Annotated in this window: 21 protein-coding genes; 3 read left to right on the top strand and 18 right to left on the bottom strand. The window is 39.9% G+C overall.

The features are described 5' to 3' along the window. Positions 1-144 precede the first annotated feature (144 nt). The 11 genes from FILTAD_RS07270 to FILTAD_RS07225 form a co-directional block, all read right to left on the bottom strand. Entirely contained in the window at positions 145-597 is a 453-nt protein-coding gene (locus FILTAD_RS07270) for an SRPBCC family protein (RefSeq protein ID WP_124069828.1), read from the bottom strand. Between the two features lie 407 nt (positions 598-1,004). Beyond that, positions 1,005-1,880: a glycine betaine ABC transporter substrate-binding protein gene (locus FILTAD_RS07265; protein ID WP_124069811.1), complete on the bottom strand. Its 876-nt coding sequence runs from the start codon at positions 1,878-1,880 to the stop codon at positions 1,005-1,007. Positions 1,881-1,901: 21 nt separating this feature from the next. After that, a complete protein-coding gene (locus FILTAD_RS07260) occupies positions 1,902-2,732 on the bottom strand; it encodes an ABC transporter permease (protein WP_124069810.1) in 831 nt (276 codons plus the stop codon). Further along, positions 2,729-3,946: a quaternary amine ABC transporter ATP-binding protein gene (locus tag FILTAD_RS07255; RefSeq protein ID WP_124069809.1), complete on the bottom strand. Its 1,218-nt coding sequence runs from the start codon at positions 3,944-3,946 to the stop codon at positions 2,729-2,731. The genes FILTAD_RS07260 and FILTAD_RS07255 overlap by 4 nt, the downstream gene beginning before the upstream one ends. A 68-nt stretch (positions 3,947-4,014) precedes the next feature. Further along, the gene (locus tag FILTAD_RS07250; RefSeq protein WP_238988179.1) at positions 4,015-4,485 is read right to left on the bottom strand and encodes a thioesterase family protein; all 471 of its coding nucleotides are present in this window, start codon (positions 4,483-4,485) and stop codon (positions 4,015-4,017) included. Positions 4,486-4,509: 24 nt separating this feature from the next. Continuing rightward, complete coding sequence (locus FILTAD_RS07245; protein ID WP_124069808.1) at positions 4,510-5,475, bottom strand: 3-hydroxyacyl-CoA dehydrogenase NAD-binding domain-containing protein; 966 nt, start codon at positions 5,473-5,475, stop codon at positions 4,510-4,512. Further along, the gene (locus FILTAD_RS07240) at positions 5,472-6,368 is read right to left on the bottom strand and encodes a beta-keto acid cleavage family enzyme (RefSeq protein ID WP_124069807.1); all 897 of its coding nucleotides are present in this window, start codon (positions 6,366-6,368) and stop codon (positions 5,472-5,474) included. The genes FILTAD_RS07245 and FILTAD_RS07240 overlap by 4 nt, the downstream gene beginning before the upstream one ends. 166 nt (positions 6,369-6,534) lie before the next feature. After that, a complete protein-coding gene (locus FILTAD_RS07235; RefSeq protein ID WP_124069806.1) occupies positions 6,535-7,071 on the bottom strand; it encodes a TetR/AcrR family transcriptional regulator in 537 nt (178 codons plus the stop codon). Positions 7,072-7,238: 167 nt separating this feature from the next. Further along, positions 7,239-8,282, bottom strand: coding sequence for a serine hydrolase domain-containing protein (locus FILTAD_RS07230; RefSeq protein WP_124069805.1), 1,044 nt, complete (start codon positions 8,280-8,282; stop codon positions 7,239-7,241). Positions 8,283-8,398: 116 nt separating this feature from the next. Beyond that, positions 8,399-8,542 carry a hypothetical protein gene (locus FILTAD_RS15885; protein WP_162497510.1) on the bottom strand — a complete coding sequence of 48 codons (144 nt, stop codon included), beginning with the start codon at positions 8,540-8,542 and terminating at the stop codon, positions 8,399-8,401. Positions 8,543-8,776: 234 nt separating this feature from the next. After that, positions 8,777-8,962: an antitoxin VbhA family protein gene (locus tag FILTAD_RS07225; protein WP_124069804.1), complete on the bottom strand. Its 186-nt coding sequence runs from the start codon at positions 8,960-8,962 to the stop codon at positions 8,777-8,779. Positions 8,963-9,299: 337 nt separating this feature from the next. Between FILTAD_RS07225 and FILTAD_RS07220 the strand changes: the two genes are divergently transcribed. Then, on the top strand, positions 9,300-10,772 hold the full coding sequence (locus FILTAD_RS07220) for a BCCT family transporter (protein ID WP_124069803.1): 1,473 nt from the start codon (positions 9,300-9,302) through the stop codon (positions 10,770-10,772). A 44-nt stretch (positions 10,773-10,816) separates the two neighbouring features. Then, positions 10,817-11,482, top strand: a complete 666-nt coding sequence (locus tag FILTAD_RS07215) for a hypothetical protein (protein ID WP_124069802.1) — start codon at positions 10,817-10,819, stop codon at positions 11,480-11,482. 330 nt (positions 11,483-11,812) lie between these two features. Here the strand turns inward: FILTAD_RS07215 and FILTAD_RS07210 are convergent, their stop codons facing one another. Further along, positions 11,813-12,211 (bottom strand): hypothetical protein, encoded by a 399-nt coding sequence (locus FILTAD_RS07210; RefSeq protein WP_124069801.1) that lies wholly within the window; start codon positions 12,209-12,211, stop codon positions 11,813-11,815. A gap of 532 nt (positions 12,212-12,743) precedes the next feature. On the opposite strand from FILTAD_RS07210, the gene FILTAD_RS16180 reads away from it, so the two are divergent. Continuing rightward, positions 12,744-12,878, top strand: coding sequence for a hypothetical protein (locus FILTAD_RS16180; RefSeq protein ID WP_282432574.1), 135 nt, complete (start codon positions 12,744-12,746; stop codon positions 12,876-12,878). A 151-nt stretch (positions 12,879-13,029) separates the two neighbouring features. Here FILTAD_RS16180 and FILTAD_RS07205 read toward each other — a convergent pair whose 3' ends face one another. The 6 genes from FILTAD_RS07205 to FILTAD_RS07180 form a co-directional block, all read right to left on the bottom strand. After that, the gene (locus FILTAD_RS07205) at positions 13,030-13,659 is read right to left on the bottom strand and encodes an Rpn family recombination-promoting nuclease/putative transposase (protein ID WP_282432572.1); all 630 of its coding nucleotides are present in this window, start codon (positions 13,657-13,659) and stop codon (positions 13,030-13,032) included. Positions 13,660-13,851: 192 nt separating this feature from the next. After that, positions 13,852-14,229, bottom strand: a complete 378-nt coding sequence (locus tag FILTAD_RS07200) for an aspartyl protease family protein (protein WP_124069799.1) — start codon at positions 14,227-14,229, stop codon at positions 13,852-13,854. Further along, positions 14,226-14,474: a hypothetical protein gene (locus tag FILTAD_RS07195; protein ID WP_124069798.1), complete on the bottom strand. Its 249-nt coding sequence runs from the start codon at positions 14,472-14,474 to the stop codon at positions 14,226-14,228. The genes FILTAD_RS07200 and FILTAD_RS07195 overlap by 4 nt, the downstream gene beginning before the upstream one ends. A gap of 48 nt (positions 14,475-14,522) precedes the next feature. Further along, positions 14,523-17,681: a type I restriction endonuclease subunit R gene (locus FILTAD_RS07190; RefSeq protein ID WP_124069797.1), complete on the bottom strand. Its 3,159-nt coding sequence runs from the start codon at positions 17,679-17,681 to the stop codon at positions 14,523-14,525. 23 nt (positions 17,682-17,704) lie between these two features. Beyond that, a complete protein-coding gene (locus FILTAD_RS07185; RefSeq protein ID WP_124069796.1) occupies positions 17,705-18,940 on the bottom strand; it encodes a restriction endonuclease subunit S in 1,236 nt (411 codons plus the stop codon). After that, on the bottom strand, positions 18,930-20,522 hold the full coding sequence (locus FILTAD_RS07180; protein WP_124069795.1) for a type I restriction-modification system subunit M: 1,593 nt from the start codon (positions 20,520-20,522) through the stop codon (positions 18,930-18,932). Before FILTAD_RS07180 ends, FILTAD_RS07185 begins: the two co-directional genes overlap by 11 nt. Positions 20,523-20,960: the final 438 nt, after the last annotated feature.

The raw sequence follows: 20,960 nt of genomic DNA, 5'->3' as shown, positions 1-20,960 counted from the left end.
ACTCTCCGCTTCCGACCAAGAAGCTGAGTGGTTACTTTCTATGACATCTTTTGACTAACAGCACTTCATGCAAATGTCAGCCAGATTATTTAAAAGTTATAAAATTGACAGGAATTCCAGTCACCTCAATAAGCAAAACCTTCGTTACAAAACCGGGAACTTTTCGCGTTTAACTTGGCGTGCAATTTTCTCTGTTAAGCGTGTTGTCACTTTCGGCAACACCATTTTAATAACAGGTGTCAACACAGCGCCAGTTAAGCCGCCTGCATTTACTTCAATTGTCCCCGTCATCATTGTTTGCCCTGCCGTTTCTTCAGCAGTAAACTTGCCACTACCTGTAAAGTTGTCCGTTAACCCTTTTAACTCGAACCGAATCATCGATGGCTCTTGAAATTCAGTAACGTTCAACTCCATTTTCACAGCCTTTTTAAATCCTTTTATATTCCCTTCGAATATCCACACTGACTTTTGTTCATCAATTTGTTCATGTTCCTTATAGGCAGGAACCATTACTGCCCAGTTTTCAATTTGACTAACGTATTCCCATACGTTCTCTACAGATGTTGGAATGATTACAGAATGCGATGCAATTGCCATACGTTTCACTACTTCCTTCTTGATGTATTTATAATGTGAATCTACCACTAACATAGTAGCATTTTAACTGTACAGATTCACATTTAATACCTTCCGAAAGAAGTTAAAAAAGTGATAGACACTCCAATATTTCCTTTTCTTCCTGATTCGTCCGGCCTTGCATCACAACAAAGTGTCGAGTATTAGCGTTCTAAACTAATTTTGAATCCAATGAGAACCTCGCACACGAACCGGAAGTTTCCGAAAGAGACTTATAAGCAACCAAAAAAGAACCGTCCTATGCCATATAGCAAGCGGAACGGTTCTTTTTTGGTTGGTCTGTCCTCTATCACTTATTCGGATTCACTTCAGCTTTTATAGATAAAAGCCCTGTGTGGAACTTTTGCACACCACACAGAACCTTATGATTATTTCCCTAGCATTGCATCCACTTTGTCCTGGTTGTTGTCAATCCATTCTTGAGCAACGACTTCAGGATCCGTTCCTTCTTCTTCGATTTGTACAATCATTTGTTCTACATCATCAATCGGAATGCTCCAGTTGCTCAGAAATTCGTAAACATCCGGTGAATTGTCTTTCAAGTCCTTGTTTGTAATGACTTTCACGGCTGCCTTTTCGAAGTAATTTTTGTCGTCTTCCAACACTTTCAGATCGAATTTGTTGAACATCGTGTGAGGACGCCATCCGAAAAATAGGACAGGCTCTTCACTTTTCGTGTAGCGCTTTACTTGTGCCAGCATCCCGCCTTCGGAAGAGTTCACTTGTTTTAAGTCAAGGCCATGACCTTCGATCATGTTGTTAAAAATCCCTGTAGCACTTGCCCCTTCTTCAATCCCATACATTTCGTTGTTGAACAAGTCTTCTTTTCCTTTAAGGTCGCTGACGTTGTTAATGTCTTTCATGTAACTGGGAACTACCATACCCATTTGGACGCCATCGTAACTGATTGCGGTTACGTCCAGGTCGTCTTCATATTTCTTAAGATGATTTTCATGCGCAGGCAGCCATGCATCCATGAATGCGTCAATATCTCCGCGTGACATGCCGATAAACACATTTCCTGCATCCGCCTTAATTTCTTTCACAGTATAGCCCATGTCTTCCACAATCAATTTCGCGATTTTTGTAGGAGGGACGGTGCTTGTCCAAGGCGTTACACCGAATGTTATCGTTTTGTCGTTACTATCCTCTGAGCCGGAATCATCTTTTCCACTTGCTGAAGAACAAGCGGCAAGTGCTAAGATCAGCACAGCTGCGAAACTTCCTAGTAAAAATTTTTTCAAGTTATTCTCTCCTTTTTAATGTTATGATTTGGTGCCAATACTTTGTGTGATTCGGTCCAAAATAATAGCGAGTACTACAATGGCCAATCCACCTGTCAGTCCAAGTCCTACGTTGACAGTGGAAATACCCGTCAGTACGGTATCTCCGAGTCCAGGCGCGCCAATCATAGAAGCGATGACAGCCATGGATAGTGCCAACATCATTGTCTGATTGACACCTGCCATAATCGTAGGAACTGCAAGCGGAAACTGCACTTTCGCAAGCAATTGCCACTTCGTGGATCCGAAAGCTCTTGAAGCTTCGATCACATCTTCAGGAGCCTGCTTGATACCCAAACTTGTCATGCGGACAACTGGAGGAGTTGCAAATACGAACGTTGCGATGACTGCGGGTACGCTGCCGAGACCGAATAATAAAATCGCCGGAATGAGATATACAAAACTCGGCAACGTCTGCATAAAGTCCAAAATAGGTCGGACAATACGTTCCGCTGTTTTATTGAGCGCTGTTAAAATACCAACTGGAATCCCGATTGCAACCGAAATCAGTGTAGAAACGATTACAATAGCAACTGTTTGCATAGATTCCGCCCATAATTCGACAGCTCCTAAGTAAAACCCACCGAGTAATGCAAATAAGGCAAGTCCTTTCCCGGAAGCCTTCCAAGAGACTAAAATGACCGCAATAACAATGACCTCAGGAGGGATAAAAAGTAAAAACGACGTGACCATATCTATGAACGAACGTAATATATCGCTAATTCGATCGAAAAAACCGGCTGTATTCGGCAAGAGCCAATTATCCACAAAGTCATTCGTGAAATCCTCTAGGGGCAAGTCGAAATAATTCATACTGGGATCACCTCGCTTGTTTCAATCTCGACATCCTTTTCTCTGCCGAGTACGAGACCGGATAGGATGGAAACACGCGATATAATCCCCAATAACTTGCTATTTTCCACCACTGTGATTGGATACTTGGAGTCTACGGCAATTTCAATGAGATCACTTAATGGTGTTGAAGGAGGCACAGAGATGACATCCTCGATCAAGATATCGTTCAATGGGATATCTTCTTTGAATGCTTTGATTGCGTCGTCAATTGTAAGAAGACCTTTTAATTCATTGTCCTTTCCGACTACAAAAATACTCGATGCGCCAACTTCCTCCATTTTCCGGATTGCCATACGATGACCATCTTTATGACTCATCACGACTTCCGGCCGTTTCATCACGTGGGAAGCTTCCAATATTTTCGAGCGGTCAACATCTTTGACGAACTCCGCAACATATTCATCAGCTGGATCTTCTAATATTTGTTCAGCTGTCCCTACTTGGACAATTTGACCGTCTTTCATAATGGCGATCCGGTCTCCAAGTTTTAGTGCTTCGTCCAGATCATGTGTGATGAATAGAATCGTTTTCCCGAGTTTACTTTGTAAATTCATCAATTCATTTTGCATTTCTTTACGTATGATTGGATCCAATGCACTAAAGGATTCGTCCATTAGCAGAATATCCGCATCATTCGTCAGCGCTCTTGCAATTCCCACACGCTGCTGCATACCACCACTCAGTTCTCCAGGATAACTTGCTTCATATCCTTTCAAACCGACGTCTTCGAGCGTTTTAATAGCTTTTGCTTCTCGTTCTTGCTTTTTCATCCCTTGAAGTTCCAGCCCATACGCGACATTGCTTAAGACTGTACGATGCGGCAGTAGTCCAAAGTTCTGAAACACCATAGCTAGTTTTTTTCTTCGCGTATTCAATAGCTCCGCTGTATCCATGGTTTTTAAACTTTCACCATCGATCAAAACTTCTCCGCTCGTCGGTTCTATCAAGCGATTCACTAAACGGATCAGCGTTGACTTTCCGCTTCCCGACAATCCCATGATGACAAAAACTTCACCTTCTTCAACGTGAAAGCTCGCTTTGTTTACACCGACTGTCATTCCCGTTTTCTTTAAAATTTCCGATTTCTTTTGACCGTCTTCTAATAATCTCATTCCTTGTGCTGGATTTGAACCAAATATTTTCGTTAAGTTTTTCACTTCGATTTTACTCATTTCGTTTCCCCTTTGTTAATAGCCAGTGGCAAGGTGAATGGCCATAGAACGCTAAGCGAAGCTGTTGCTTAGCGTCTAATGCCGATTCTACGACCCGCTTGTTTCGGGGTTTCCAACTGACTATCTGCTAGTGCGATTTTTTCTACAACTTCTGCTACATCGTTTGGAAAGGGAGCTGCCTTTCCCGAATTCGTATCTATGCCCATTAGCATTTGTTCACTCGTTGCAACAAGTTCACGATTCTCGTTCCACATAGTGAAAAAGATGTGTATTCGTTTTTCGTCTGTATCCAATAGCTGAGTGGTGATCGTTAACCTCTCACCTTCATGCGCTTCTAGTAAGTAACAAATATGTGTTTCCAGCGTGAACATCGTATAGCCATACGAACTTCGGGCTTCTTCATCTAATCCGATATGCTCCATAAATGAATCCACTGCTAAACTGAATACCTTCGAATAGGCGGAGTCATTCATATGGCCGTTGTAATCTACCCACTCATGCAGTACGTCGCTAGAATAGCTGAAAATTGTCTGTTCCACTTGAGAGACCCCCTTTGTTTGAAATCACTTTGCCGTTTCCATCGGTTCATGCCAATACTCTTCCACTAAATCGAGAAGCTTGACAAGGAATTCATTGCGCTTCACTTCCAGTTCATATACGGAACTTTCACCTGCATGCGTTTCGCAGCCTTCAATCACTTTTTCTTTCAATTCATCCGTCAATTCAGGTGCTTCCAGTTTCGTCCATGGCAGTTTCAACGCAGGGCCGAATTGCTCTAGCATATGACGCATCCCTTTTTCGCCACCCGCCAGATGGAATGTCAAGAAAGGTCCCATTTGTGCCCAACGCAATCCAGCTCCATAAATAATGGAAGCATCGATTTCTTCAGTCGTTGCAATTCCGTCATTGACTAAATGCAACGCTTCGCGCCAGAGGGCTTCCATCAATCGATCCGCTACATGGCCTTCAATTTCTTTTTGTACAATCAGCGGCTTCATGTTAATGGAGCTGTAAAAAGCATTTGCCCGCTCGATGGTTACCTGGTCCGTTTTTTGCCCGCCTACGAGTTCAACGAGAGGTAAAATGTAGACCGGATTGAATGGATGTGCGACGATCATGCGTCCAGGATTTTGCAGGTCCTCTTGTAACTGACTCGGCATAATGCCCGAAGTGCTCGAAGCAATGATTGCTTCCGGCTTTGCGAACCGGTCTATTTCAGCCAGCACGCTTTTTTTCAAGTCTTCTCTTTCCGGTACATTCTCTTGAATCACATCTGCATCTTTGACTGCTTCTTCAATCGTTTCAACAAATGTGATGTGGTCTGCTGATGCATTTTCAGCGAGCCCTATATGTACGAGTGATGGCCATGCTTGTTGAATCGCAGCATGTGTACGCTGTTCTGCACCTTCACCTGGGTCAAATGCAATCACTTCAAGACCTTGCGCCAGAAAGCGTGAAATCCACCCATTCCCAATCACGCCTGTTCCGATAACAGCAACTTTTCTTACTTCGAAAGCATTTTCATTCATCTTACTGCACCTCCCTGTGGAACTCTCAATTTGTAATATGCTCTTGCCTCTTGGGGCGTCATCGTCTCAATCCCATTGCTTTGCAGCATTTTAACTGCCTTGTCGACGAGTTGCTCATTAGTTGCCGGTACCCCTTTAGATAGGTACAAGTTATCTTCCAATCCGACACGTACATTTCCGCCTAGCATGGCAGTTTGCATTGCGATCGGCAACTGCATACGTCCAATTCCAAATGCGGACCAGTGTGCATTTTCAGGAAGTCGATTTTTGAAGTACATGATTGTTTCAGCGTCCGCTTCGGCTCCCCATGGAATCCCTAAACAAAATTGAAACATCGGATCCCCGTCAATCAGCCCTTCGTCAATCAGCTGTTTCGCAAATCGCAAATGTCCCGTGTCGAAACATTCCAGTTCAGGCTTCACACCACTTTGTTGAATGAGTTTGGCCTGCTTTCTCAACCACTCCGTCGGGCTCATGTAGATCATGTCTCCGAAGTTGACACTGCCACAATCCAATGTACACATTTCAGGAAGCAGTTCCCCGATTGGGCGATGTCTTTCTTCCGGAGTTTGGATGAACGTACCCGTTCCGCCAGCTGCAGGAGTGTCTAGATTCGGGATGAAATCGCCGCCTCCACCTGCAGTAATATTAACGATTACATCGACTTCTGAATCACGGATGCGATCCATTATTTCCCGGTAATGCTCGATATCATGACTGATTCCGCCAGTTTTCGGGTCCCGCGCATGGATATGTGCAACTGTTGCACCTGCTTTTGCAGACTCAATCGCAGATTCTGCAATCTCCTTTGGCGTCACAGGTACATATTGGCTGATGCCTGTTGTCTCTCCAGCTCCTGTTACAGCAGCGGTAAGTAAAACTTTGTTTTTCATGTTGTAGTCTCCAATCTATTCTGCAGATAAAAACTATACCGTCTGGACGGTTACTTTCTCTGGTACTACTATACATATAAGAATGAGAGCTTTCAACCCGTCCGAGCGGGTTGGCGTTTCTGCACACGATGGAAAAACGTCCATAAATGCGACTGTCATGGGATTTTTAACTATCGGTCCATTCTCTCAATTTAGCATAAACTAGTTCTTTGTGCTCATCGCTTATTGGGTTGATATCGAAAAGATCTACGAGCCAAATCCCATCGGAAGCTAATCGGATGATTGTAGCCATCACAGGATCGATTCCATCCGTCTCAATATCAGCTTGCCATTCAGAATAGGCCTCTCGGATTGGGCTAATTAATGCAGGGTTAATGGCTTTTGCTGCTAGTAAACCAGAATGCATGTCTTTGTTTGGATATCCTCTTTTAAAGGTTACATCCAAATATGCGCGGGTCCACTTCCCTTTTTCCTGCTGATCTTCTTCCGCTTGAGATGCAATCTTGCTTTTATAATTAGCGGCTAAATGTTCTACCATTTTCTCGACTAACACTTCTTTTGATCGATAATGATAGAGCAAGCCCCCTTTACTTATGCCCGCTTCTGCCGCTACAGCTTCTATTGTTAAATGGAAAATCCCCTTATTTGCAACAATTCTAGAAGCCGCATCTAGAATATCTATCTTGCGTGTTGTCCCAGTCATTTCATATCTACCTCGTTTCTGCATCCTACCTTTACTGTACCATCCAGACGGTTTACTTTCAATTGTCAAAGAAGTCAATTACCTTAATCCAAAAAGAGCTGTTGCAGAAATCAGTGACCACTGATTTCTGCAACAGCTCTTTTTTTTTACTAATTGTGTGTGTACCTCTATGAGCCTGTAGACATAGCAAGTCGCATCGCCAATCGTACAGGGAGTGCAGGATTTGCTATTTGATTGACATCTCCTACAAAAAACAGGTCAGATACAGGATGATAAAATGCAAATGAACCAGTTGAGCCTGAATGACCCAATAATTCACCTTTTCCCATAAATAGTGTCGCAAGTCCACCCAACGGAATTCTCATATATCCAGCACCGTAATGAATGGGGGACATGGTGGCTTGCAATTTGTTATTGATGTCCAATCCTCGAAAAACAGCTTTATTAAACAATCTCCCGCCAAAAAAAGCCTTGATAAATATCATTAAATCACGAGCTGTAGAAATACAACCACCACTGGCGCGAATACTTCTAACCATTTTCGGGCGATATAAGGAGGTGTCCTTATAATAAACAAACGGAACAAAGTCATTTTCATCTATCGGAAGGTATGTATTTTTGAGTCCCAATGGGTCGTAGATATACTGCTTATAAACATCTTCTAATGTCGAATCAGTAACTATTTCAATTACTTTTCCTAGTATGTCAAAGTTTATATTTGCATAATGGGCCTTTTTCCCATTATCTGGAGCGAAATGTGGTTTCAATTGCTTCGTTTTTATGATGATTTCATCAATACCAATTTTCCTGTCTTTATCAATAACACGTTTTTTTGCCTTACTACTCCCTTCTTCTATCACATCCGGCAATCCACTTGTATGAAATAATAAATTGGAGAGTGTGAGATCCATGGAATACTCTTGCCCCTTGTATACATGAAGGTCACGCAACGTATCTTCTTGAAAGTATTTTGCTATTTTATCGTCTAGTGACAGTTTTCCTTGCTCCCTTAAAATAAGAATACAAGTACTTGTGAATAGCTTTGTAATGCTTGCTAGTAGGAAAGGGGTATCTGTCTTCTTACCTCCGTACCCGTTATGGTATGAAAAGTCCCCGTTAGAGTTTTCTATAAGTAGCACAGATTCATGTATTAAGTTGTTTTTCGTGGTTTTTTCGAATATCTTTTTGAGTTTTTGTTTTTGAATCTTCATATATAGCCCCCTATTATTTTTATTATGGAAAAGTATTTGACTTTAGAACAATTCCATTAAATGGCCCGATTCTGGAACAATGTTGTACTGCGAATTTGCCCGATAATTAAATGTGATTACTGAAATAAACCAAATATCCAAGTTATCAAATACATTGGAACTGCAACAATTATTGCCCCTGCAAGTAAGTAGCTAATTGACCTTATAATAAATTTTAAAATATCATATATAGCACCTGCCAAGTCATCAACAAATCCCAACACTAGACCACCTCTTACCAGCGACATTAAGCTTGATGATTTTACTTTAACAGTATTCCCCTCTAGAAAAACAATATATATAGTCCATTCAGCGATGCTATATTAAATTGCGTGTCCCCTCCGATATCTAGGTGTAATATCTTTATTTGTCGGGTAAATTAATTCTTGTTCATCTCGAATGTTTAATTTGTTATTTAAGGTGTTTGTATCAGGACAAATACATGGATCCATAAATTACTGTGAAGCCCTTGTATATTTTTCAACAATCGCTTGTTTCAATTCGCTGGATGAAACTTGACCATTTGCATATTGGTTTAAGAGGTTTTGTGTAAATGCACTTGGTTTTCCACCGTCAATTGCAGCTATTCCAACTGCAAATTCTACTAGCTTTTGGCGTACTAGGCGTAAATTTTCATTCATAAATACCACCCCTTGTTTGCTGGTACGTCTATTATATCAATTTTCACGTAACAGAAGATAGTTCGTTCACTTTACGACTTCCTTTAAATTTCCTATGTAGAATCTTAAAAACGTACCTGCACACCAAACAATAGCGTTAGTTTAAACGTTCACGATTATCCCAACAAACATGAATGTTTAAATTGTCATGACTGTTTCTTGCGCAGGCACTACACACAATTGACTAATACGTGGAAGATTAATGTTTGTGAAAAGTGGATAAGCCCATTTAAATCTAAATGAATGGCATTCGAAAAAATTGCCCATCCTATTAACGGTAAGGAATGGGGGAATCTCGTTGCGTATTACAAAAGTATTCTGGTATGCTGTCATCATATGTATTGCAATAGTACTTTGGGGATCTTTTGCCCCTGACCATTTAAATGAATTAACCGAATCCGTGACTAATTTTATTTACAATCAATTTGGTTGGTTTTATATGGTTGTCATCATGGCAATGATTAGTTTTTGTATTTATATGATGTTCTCACGCTTTGGTAAAATCAAGCTAGGAAAAGATGATGATGAACCAGATTTCAGTTTGCCTGCTTGGTTTGCGATGTTATTTAGTGCCGGTATGGGAATTGGGCTCATGTTCTTTACGACAGCAGAAACCATTTCACACGCTTTCATTAAATCACCAAATGCTGTGCCAGGTTCAGAGCAGGCAATTTTGGAATCCCTTCAATACACTTCCTTACATTGGGGATTCCACGGTTGGGGATTATACGCTGTTGTCGGACTTATCTTCGCCTATTTTAAATTTCGTGTCGGTGCCCCTGGGTTAATAAGCGCAACACTTGAACCGTTATTCGGCAAAAAAATAATGCGTGGTCCAATCGGACAATTAGTCGATACACTTGCTATCTTTGCAACAGTAGTTGGCGTTGCATCCACACTTGGATTTGGCTCGGCCCAAATCAATAGCGGGTTAACATTTTTATTTAACGCTCCAAAAGCTTTTTGGTTTCAACTCATTATTTTAGTAATAGCCACCGTCATTTTCATAATATCCGCATGGTCAGGTATTGGAAACGGCATTAAATACTTAAGTTCGATTAACATGTGGCTCGCAGTCTTACTACTGTGCACACTGTTTATCGTTGGACCATCGATGTATATTATAAATATGTTTACAACGACAATCGGTAATTATATAAGCAACTTTATTCAAATGAGTTTCGAATTAAAACCAGTAAACAGAGATCAGCGGGAATGGATTAACGACTGGACAATATTTTATTGGGCATGGTGGATATCTTGGGCACCATTTGTTGGAATGTTTATCGCGCGTGTATCAAAAGGGCGTACAATCAAACAATTTATTGTTGGTGTATTAATCGCCCCTACACTCGTGACATTTATCTTTTTCGCTGTTTTTGGTGGATCAGCATTGAATCTAGAACAACACGGCATTGCCAAGCTATCTAAATTAGCTACAGAAACAGTGACATTTGGCATGTATGAATATTATCCAATAGGTATGATACTATCTTTCTTGACGGTAATTGTGATTGCGATATTTTTCATTACATCCGCCGATTCAGCCACATTTGTACTAGGCATGTTTAGTACAGGTGGACAACTAAATCCATCAAACGTAGTGAAAATTGTTTGGGGATTGATACTTTCAGCGATGGCTGCAATTGTCATGTACTCCGGTGGGCTTGAGGGCTTTCAAAACATGCTCATTATTGCAGCACTTCCCTTTTCCATTATTCTTATTTTAATGGCAATATCGTTTTACAAAACAATCAAGCAGACCGAGTGATTAAGAATAGGTAAAAAAATACTTTTAGCGAGGTTGGATTATAAATGAAGCTAATAAACGTTCGTAAAGGTCAATTTGTTTACTTTCAAAATAAATTGCATAAAGTATATTCTATAAAAACATTTTTCAAACAGTCTATTCACCTCATTCGCCTGGAGGATTTTGAACAACAACTCGCTACAGCGAAGGATATTGATTTTTATAAACCTAAGCATTTAGATAGTTTTATTTACATTCAAAAACGTTATACACTGAATAAGGACGTTAAGGCTAAAGTTGGTGATTACATTTTAGTAATCAATCCAAAGCCTGACTCGCTTGACCATCACCATCTCCATGCAATAGAAATGGTATCATCGATTGAAAAAAACGGTGTGATTAGTAATAAGTCAAACGGCATCAAACATAATGAATACTGGGTGATGGTGCCTGGGCTTGAGGATGGTGCAACGATTATTGACTTACAACATCCAGATGAAAAAACGGCTGAGAACCAAGAATCACTACGGGGAGAAACCGATTTACCAAACACATATATACCTAAAATTGGCGATGTGTATCAAAGAAATGATAGTGATCCTATCATGCAAGCAATGGTCGTTGCCATACAAGGACAGAATGTTTATCTAGGTGGCGATTTGGAAGTGAAAATGAACATATTAGCCGACAAAGAAAAGTGGAGTTATGTGCAAAATGTGTTGGACTATTAATGCTAGGCGAACAGCGTAACTGTTGCTCTAAAGAACAGAAAAAACCTCTAAACAAGTTTAGAGGTTTTTTCCCTATCCAATCGGGTACCTGTGCACGAAGCTATTCCGACAATACACTACAATTACATATTTATGAGATAAAAGTCTTGATGTCCAATATTTATCGAGCATTTATACAATTGGTTGAATTGTTTGTTATTTTTTGTTGCACAGGTACCGACACAATTCAGCGATTGAATCGATTGTTTATGGGTGGTAAACATTACACAAATCTAAAAAATTACTTTTATTAACATAATCAGGTAGCTTTTCGTCTTATTGCATTTTATTTTAATTTACTTTTTCTCTATCCGTATTTAATACAATAATATCAAACGTTTCTTTTTTCTGAATCAATGATTTAGCCTTTTCTGATTGGAGTACCTCACGAACTGATTTCTCAATATCATTTATCTCATTTGTTCTGTTGGGTATCAAATTTACATAGATTACACGATTCGGAGAATTTTCTAAATCAACTTTAATGTTGTTTAATGAAAAATTCTCACTCTGCTTCAATAGTTTTGCTAATTTAAGAGTCCTTTCCGATAAGTCATTGATATATGCTTGTTCAACTTGCTTATTATCAACACTAACTTTGTGACTTGTTTGGTCAATAAAGAGGAATGCCACTACAACTACCATTATAATTAAACTAGCAAAGATTGTACCCTTTTTCCATTCATTCAACAATTCTCCCCCTTTTTTATAATCTACAAAGAAACGTCTTTTATTAACTAAATAAAGGTATATCTCCTTCGTTACAGACCCGCAGTCCCTCTCTGTTAGGATAGAAGTCGTACGAGGCTAACGTCTCTGCCAAAAAAAGTGTGATTATGAGATGGAATAGAACTTTGAAAGTTTAATACAGTTTCCAACCCGTGAATGTGTCTTTAATACCTATGTCTATTTTTATATAATATTCTTATGGCACCCTAGTTTATTCATCAAAATAATTCAAATTCACTCGAATCTATCTAATGATCAGGTACCTGCGCGTAATATTACTCTGACGATTCACTACAACTGTATATTTAGGAGTTGGAAATCAGATAAATGCGTACGTGTCTAAGCTCTGTTGTTTTTTTATACAATTGAATGAATTTCATAACTCCAAGCCCTTGTCCCCCAATGGTTTCAAGGCATAAAAAAAGAAGTACCTCCCCAAGTCTTGTATACTGGTAGTCGACGAAAACATCCCAAAAGACTGGAGGTACTCCATTTGACTAGTATACGACAACAGAGCCTATTTGGCATCCAAGAATTATATGACATGGAACCTACCCAAAAATATGAAGAGATCATGGCTGCCATTGATCTAGATGCCATTTTCTTTGAGATCAATAAAATAAGGTGACAGGTTCTAATACAATTCCCAATTGTTTTAGAACCTGTCACCTATCATTTATTTCTTTCCAGCAAAATGGCCCGTAGCAAAAATACCAGGTCATAAAACAATTTAGAGTTGTTTTATAACCTGGTATACAAAATGAACGTAATTTACTTACTTATTGAATATATTTCCGAACATCCTCAACGCTTTCATATCGAAAAATATTAAACAACACAAGTTTCAAGGTGGCTGTGTCGGAATTCATGATGCCATCTTTCATATCTTGAGGGACTTTGCCGAACTTTTCAATCAGCAGTTGAATCGCGGTTTCAGATAACGCAGCCGCTTTACCTTTTGCCATGCCTTTTGCCATGCCTATTTTCATACCTTCTTCTCTGCCTTCTTCCATCCACATTTCCGCTAACGTCATGGTCATTTCACTCCCTTCCGGATAAGTTGTTTCAATTTGACGAATCATTTTATTTATATTGCGCTTAGTTAAGGATTTGCCGGCACTGAATACATAACGCATAATGGTTTCCAAATACTCCGTTCCCGTTTGCCTATCTTCTAATTCGTTCAAATAATGAATTGAACGAAGAATAGACTCCTCTAATTTGTCGCCGTCTTTTGTGAATATATCGCGGAGAAGCGTCAAAAATATTCGCGTCTGTGCCTTGCCCTTAATGTCTTCATCCGTGTAAGTAGATACATCATAAAGGACATGGTCAAAGTTTGGCACGTAGATTTTCAAGTCTTCAGGAAGTTCATCGTATCCAAGGAGCATCTCTCCCAAGCTGGACACCGCACGCCAGTTGAGATGGGTACCTGTGCAAGGCCGAATTCAGTTAACTCACTACAATTACATATTTATAAGCAGAAGATTAGATAAACGTTATATATCCTGCATTATTATGTAATTGTGTGAATTGTTCATTGTTTTTTCTTGCACAGGTACTCACACAATTCGCTGTTGTTTGTTACACAGGCACCGATTTCAATTCCGAGCCAATTCTAACTTTCCTAGGTCGATGATAAACATTCCATCCATCAGGATATCTAGCCCTATGAGACCATTGATATCCCAGCCATCTAAATTTCCAAAGTCTAGCTTCATTCCTTGTATTTCATGCGTCCCTAGAGTAATAAAATCAACTGATTTTCGAAAAGAATATTCCTCACCACCAATTCCGTAAGAACTTACTAAAGGGTCCCCATTTTCGAAGTAAATGCTTATCTCATCAACAATATCCGATGAGATAAGAGTATGGGCTGCACCTGTGTCAATAACAAGCTTATCTACTATCTTTGTTTTACCTTTATAAGAAATCACCATTTCTACTTCAAGCAAATGATTAATTAACTTTAGTTTCATAATCTGATACCTCTTAAGCCTGTAGGATTTCTCATTTCAATCACAATTTTTTCAGAGCCTGTATGGTAAACAATAGTATCACCTTTTGATTTTAGTAACTCTTTTGTAGCCATTTTAGAATCATCAATGATGTTAACTAAAGCAACGTCAGTTACTATTTTTTTATCGTCTTCTAGGTGAAAATCAAGAATACTAAGCTTCACAAATTGATCAGGATATAATTGACGAACCTCTTCCCATTTCATTGTTTATCACTCCTCGTTTGGTTACCTATCATTCCCGTGCAAAAAGTTTCATCTCAATTCATCCCCATAAGGTACAATAACCTCATTCAATACAGTTAACCACTGGCGTTTCATTTCCGGTCCGTATTTCAATGGTTTTGCATCTGGATTTGCAGCTTTGTACTTATCAAATTGCTTGCTGTCGAGAATTCCTCCGATATTCGGAATGGTTTCTGATCCAGCCATGTATTGAATTGCGGACAAATGCAATTGGTCCTCATTCACAAACCAAGTATTCGATAGCTTTTCAATCGTGTTTTCATAGGCATCCGTAAAGAAGCGCCGCTTAACGGCAAGAATGTCTTCCTCTGCGCCTACTTTCTTAGCATCAATGTCGTTTAGAATTGCACTATAGACATCTTTTACGACTGCCGGTTTATTCAATTTTTGGAGGGCCTTTTCAATCTCGTCTCGGATATCTGGATTATTGGCCGCGTATGTTTCCAAAAGTCGGTCGATGTAGGTGGCGTCGATATCATAGAGCTTAATCGTATTTTCTCCAAAGAATTCAATTTCTGAGAAGTCTCGACCCGGTTCTACTGGTTCACCTTCGTCTAGTAGCGAACCTTTAACGGTGTTGTATACGCCCATATATTCTTCTAACGTCTTTATCTGTTCTTGAAGAGCGTTCGATTTCTCCATGTCATCGTTATAATCATCGTAGGTAACCAACGCTTCATAGGCATTATTCAGCTCTTGGAAGGCCTTTACAAATTCAACCCGGTCTTCAAGGGGGGAATGCTCATTCATGTCAGTCAGGTTTGGCACTGAAGTTGTAAGTGTCTTATGGGCGTTCTTGAAGTGCTTCTTCGATTTATCATAAGTCGGGTAAACGAGAGCGGTTTCTTCTTGTGCTTGAGAATATAACTTCGTCGCCGCTTCCACATTTCGTTCCATTGTCGAAGGTTTTCGGAAGGTGACAATCAATCCTTTAGTCTTTCCTGGATACGTACGATTGGTTCGAGAAAAGGCTTGAATCAGATTCGCATAACTTAAATTACGATCCACAAATAGCGTCTGGACAGTTGGCGCATCGAATCCTGTTAATAGGCGGTCGACGACAATGACTAGGTCCACTTGTTTCCCAAGCTTTTTGAACTCCGCTCGCTTACGGGCTAGGCGATTATTGATATCGCCATTATAGCGGTCAATATATTCTATCGACCAGGCAGTGTCGTAGTACTCGTTGTAGTCCTTGATGATTTCTTTCATCTCATCTTGGGTTTGCTTGGAATCTTCTTCGTTTTCTCCCATCGAATAGGTGATAGCAATCCGTGGAAAATCAGGGTCGTCAATGGTACGCCCTTTTCGAATTGGGTGTCCGATAAATTCACTTGTTAGCCAATCGGAATCTGCAGTCATCTCCTTGATGGCTTGATAGTAGCGCTTCGCCATATCAATAGAACTTGTTGTTAAAATTGCAGACTTTTGCGGGCGCCCATTTTGGAAATCAAATTTCGTATACGCATTATCCGGCCGAAAAACCTTATGGAGCACTTTTTGAATATGGTCATCGCTTTCGAAGGATGACGGATTAATATAGTCTTCCTTTTCGATTCCATCCATTTGATCGATCGTATCATTCAATTCGTTATCACTGAGGTCCGCGTATTTTTCTTTTTGACGCATTTGGTCAAAGATATAGTTATTTAATGATGTGGGTTCTATCGTATCTTCATGCTCCACCTGAAACCCTAAAACCGCGCCATCTTCCAACGCATTCTTAATGGTATAAGTGTGCAAGACGTCCCCGTATTGGTCACGTGTCGTACGAGCTAGACGACCCTTCGCTTGTTTTTTATTGACATCAAATATCGGGGTGCCTGTAAATCCGAACCATGTAGAGTTCGGAAAGAAATGCTTAATGGCTTCCATTCCTTCTGCGCTTAACGCTCGGTGGCATTCGTCAACGACAAAGACAATATGCTGGCTCATGAGCTTCTTAAAGCGTTGCGTACCTTTTTGTTCTTCTTGTTTCTCCGCAAAACGGAGAGCTGCCTCCAATTTTTGACGCGTGGTAATAATCACGGTATTGGAATTGGCACTGGATAATAGCGTATCACTCAATTCTTTGGAACTTCCTGTGCCGACAATCAAACTGTTCGACTTCGCGTTGCCAGAAGAAATACCGGTATTGAACTCGGAAGCAAACTTCGTGAATTCACTCGTCGTTTGGTTATCCAAATCTTTGCGGTCAATGAGCATAACCGTGCGATCTACACCCGGTTTACGAGCGAGTAGCTTTGTGGATACAAAGCTCGTCAACGTTTTTCCTGAACCGGTGGCATGCCACACAACCCCTGATTGGTGTTTCATAGCAGAGGTAAACAAGGCTTCAATCGCATGGATTTGATATGGATGTAGCACCATTAAGGCTTTATTGTCCTGATCCTCACTTACAATCGTATAATTGGCAATCAATCGATGCGCATCAGGAATATTCAAGACTTGTTTTACAAATTCATAGAGGTTGTCTACTTTTCGATTGTCTGTTGTACGCCAACCAAAAACGAATTTCTTATGCATATCCTTTGGCATCGCATTGGCAAAATAGCGCGTTGTCTGCTCGTTGGAAATGACAAACAACTGAAGAGTGGAAAAGATGTTATTTCTGAACATCCCTTCTTCCGCATATTTCTTGATTTGATTGTACGCCTGGAATACGCCATCTTTTGCGCTGACTTGTTTCAATTCAATTTGAACAATCGGCAACCCATTGATTAAAAGCGTTACGTCAAATCGGCGATCACGACCATCAGCGTCCACTTTTTGTTTCGCAATCTGATGAACCACTTCGTATGTAGAGATGCCACCACCAATATCTTGGTTGGAGTACAAAACTAAAGAGATAGAACCCAAAGAGACATCTTCACGTTCAATCGTAATACGCGCAATGCCGTTCTCCCCTTTGAGCCACTTAGCAGCATCAAAAGGGGTCTTTGTTTTCAACAGCAATCCGGTTTTAATCGTGTCGAATTCTTTATCGGTCAAAGGGCGCTCCCCGATTTCCGATAAGTTTTTTTGCGTAATTAGTTGTCGCAGATTGTTCCACAAGTCATCTTCGGACTTCAGATCAGGGCGGTAATTCCACTGGTTATGCCCTTCCCCTAAGACCTCAATCAGGCGACGTTCCACTTCAGCTTCATCGTTATGCTGTATCTTTGTCATGGGTTGTCCTCCTTTCTATCAGTTTAGACAAACATCTTTTGTAGGAATGCTTTTTTTATTTCTTGCAAGGCATCTAATTCTTGTTGGTGGAGAGCGATAGTCTCATCAAGTTGTTTGAGGAAATAACCGATTTTTATCTGTTCATCATAAGAAGGAGCTCGAAATTTAAGGCTTGAAAAGTCACTGAAGCTAATACTTCTTCCATCCCGAATGCCATAAGTAACTGCTTCTAACCTTTTTATAAAAACTTCACTAGCTAAAACATATCTCCAAAATATAGGATAGTGCTTTTCTCTATTTTGAAAATCTAAGACTGTATATGCGGGAGAAGTTATACCTTCAATATTCGAAAATGCAAAACCACCTTGAAAAGATCGGAGATGTATAACAAATTGTCCAGGGAGTACCCGTTTGTAATTTTTTGTAGATTCTGTATTATATTTAATATCAATCCCCAAGTCACTTCTATAAATCATACCTTTTTGTTGAGAAGCCGATAGAACTGGAAGATTCGGATGATTTTTATCAGATACAGATTTAAATATTTCAATAGCTTTACTTTCTCCCCAACCCCCAGTAAACCCAGAAAAACGAACCTCTGGCACAGACTCCCCCTCTTTTGGAAACATTTTTTGCAAGAATCCTTGTTTTGTTTGTTGGAGAGTGGTTAGTTCTTGCTGATGAAGAGCGATCGTTTCGTTAAGCTGTTTAAAAAACCCGCCTATTTTATTTTGTTCTTCGTTGCTTGGAGCCTCTAGTTTAATTCCCAAATACTCTGAATTACGTATGTGAACCTGAGTAGAACCAATTTTCTCCTGTGTAATAATTCTCCGGAACTTTTCTGAATTTGAAAAAGCAATTAAAAAGTTCTCATCAACTCCGTCTTCAATTAGCAAACGATAAACTCCTTGAGGCATTAAATATTCTTTACTATCTCCAATTAATTTAACAATTCTCCCCATGTTTGGAGCTGTCGGTACTAAGTCTCTGAGAGAAGTTACTAGGTCTCCAGAATAAACACTTGCTTTCATATTTTTTTGAAAGTAATCTTTCGATACAAATTTACTTCCAGATATATCAGCAATTCCAGAAGAATTTACAGCTCCTTTAGGAACAGTTGGTACCCCCTCTTCTTGATAATCATTTGGAGTGATTGATGCGCCTCCATGCATAGTGTTTATTAAATCTTCCAACTTACGCTGTTTCCAATATCCAACAAATCCCGGAAATCTAAATTCTGGTACATGTTTATTTATCACGTTTAAACACCTCTAATGCACCTTTGATCCATTCCATGTTTTCTTCTTCAAACTGTAGCGAAGAAATCATGTCATATAGACTAGATTCCAGTTCTGCTTTTTCTTTCCGAATGTCTTTGATAGTAGAACCAATTGCAGCCATATCAATAGACTCTTCTTCTTCAAATGTATCTACATACCGCGGGATATTCAAATTAAAATCGTTCTCTTTAATTTCCTCAAATGTTGCAACGTGAGCATATTTCTCAATATTTTCTCGCTTGATATACGTTTCGACAACCTTGTCGATATTTTCATTGGACAGTTTATTTTGGTTCTTCCCTTTTATAAACTCGTTACTTGCATCAATGAATAACACATCACGAGTCGTGCGATTTTTCTTCAAGATGATTACGGTAGTTGGAATGGATGTCCCGAAGAATAGATTCGCTGGCATACCAATAACAGCATCGATACTGCCATCTTCTAACAACTTCTTACGGATGATCCCTTCTGCAGCCCCGCGGAATAAGACGCCATGAGGCAAGACGATTGCCATTGTTCCCGAATCTTTCAAGTGATACAATCCATGCAATAGAAAAGAAAAGTCCGCCTTTGATTTCGGTGCTAATCTGCCATAGCGATTGAAACGAGAATCATCTAAGAATGTATCGTCTGAAGACCATTTTGCTGAATACGGTGGATTCATTAGAACCGAATCGAACGTGTAAGGCTCATCTGTCGGCCAATCTTTATTCAACGTATCCCCGTTGCTTAACCGCATATCTTCTTTATCCACCCCATGCAGGATCAAGTTCATCTTCGCCAGATTAAAGGTCGTGGTATTTAATTCTTGTCCGTGGTATTTCACACTCTCCGGATGGTTGATATAGTTTCGGATATTCAACATCAACGAGCCTGAGCCCATTGTCGGGTCATATACGCTAAACAGCTTTTTGTCCTCTTGACCGATTGCAGCAATACGAGCCATCATGACAGATACTTCATGGGGGGTATAGAATTCCCCGGCTTTTTTACCCGCTTCTGAAGCGAATTGGCTGATTAAGAACTCATAAGCATCCCCAATGACATCGCCACCGTGTCCCAATAGATTGATGGGATTTAGCTTCTTGATCACTTCTGTAATCGTGATGTTTCGTTGTTGGGCGTCTGACCCAAGTTTCTTTGATGTCAAATCTACATCATCAAAAAGACCGTTGAATTGATCGTATTTCGTGGATAAGTCGATGAATGCCTTATTCAGATCGTTCAACTGAAACGTATTTTGTTTCGCTTGATCCGTTAATACGTTGAACAGATAATCCGGTTCGATATCGTAGCCCAATGTATCTACCAACGTTTCAATCAGGTCATTCTTCACATCTTCATCTGCTAATAAATTTACATACAGTTGCGTTTGTTTTTCTGCTGTATCGTATTCTTCTGGAGACTCATCCGCAATTTCCACTACTTTTACCAGTAATCTGTCGGATAGGTACTTGTAGAAAATCAAACCTAATAAGTAGTTTTTATATTCTGATGCATCCATTTTACTTCGCAAGTTGTCTGCAGCACTAAATAAGATTGAGTTCAATTCAGCCATGTTGTGTTCCTCACTTTTCTTTATTTTACTATCGTTACTGACCTTTTAGTAAATTTAATAGTACTTTTGACTACAATTCCCTTTCAGTTCAAGCATCTGTTTATTTATTTTCATATCCAGAAGAAAGGACACTCTTGCTCCAATCATACCATATCTATACGTTGTTCCTATATCAGTAAAAGAAAAACGCCCCTGCAAAGAGGAGCTTGCAAAAGCAGTTGTACTTCAGGAAAGTCTATCCTATGCGCAGTGCAACACGAAAGCATTTTAGAATCGTGTCTGCATTGTGTAGAGCACAGATGGCTAAACATTCATCTGTATCTGGATAGGAGATAACGTGTCCATGTGGTATTATTAAGAGACTATTAATCGGAAATATTCGGGTCGTATCAGAATGGAACGAGCAGCTAAGGGAGCTGCTTATTATCACTCATACAA

Source organism: Filibacter tadaridae (assembly GCF_900609045.1).
Classification (GTDB): domain Bacteria; phylum Bacillota; class Bacilli; order Bacillales_A; family Planococcaceae; genus Sporosarcina; species Sporosarcina tadaridae.
This window is presented reverse-complemented; position numbering and strand designations above follow the sequence as displayed.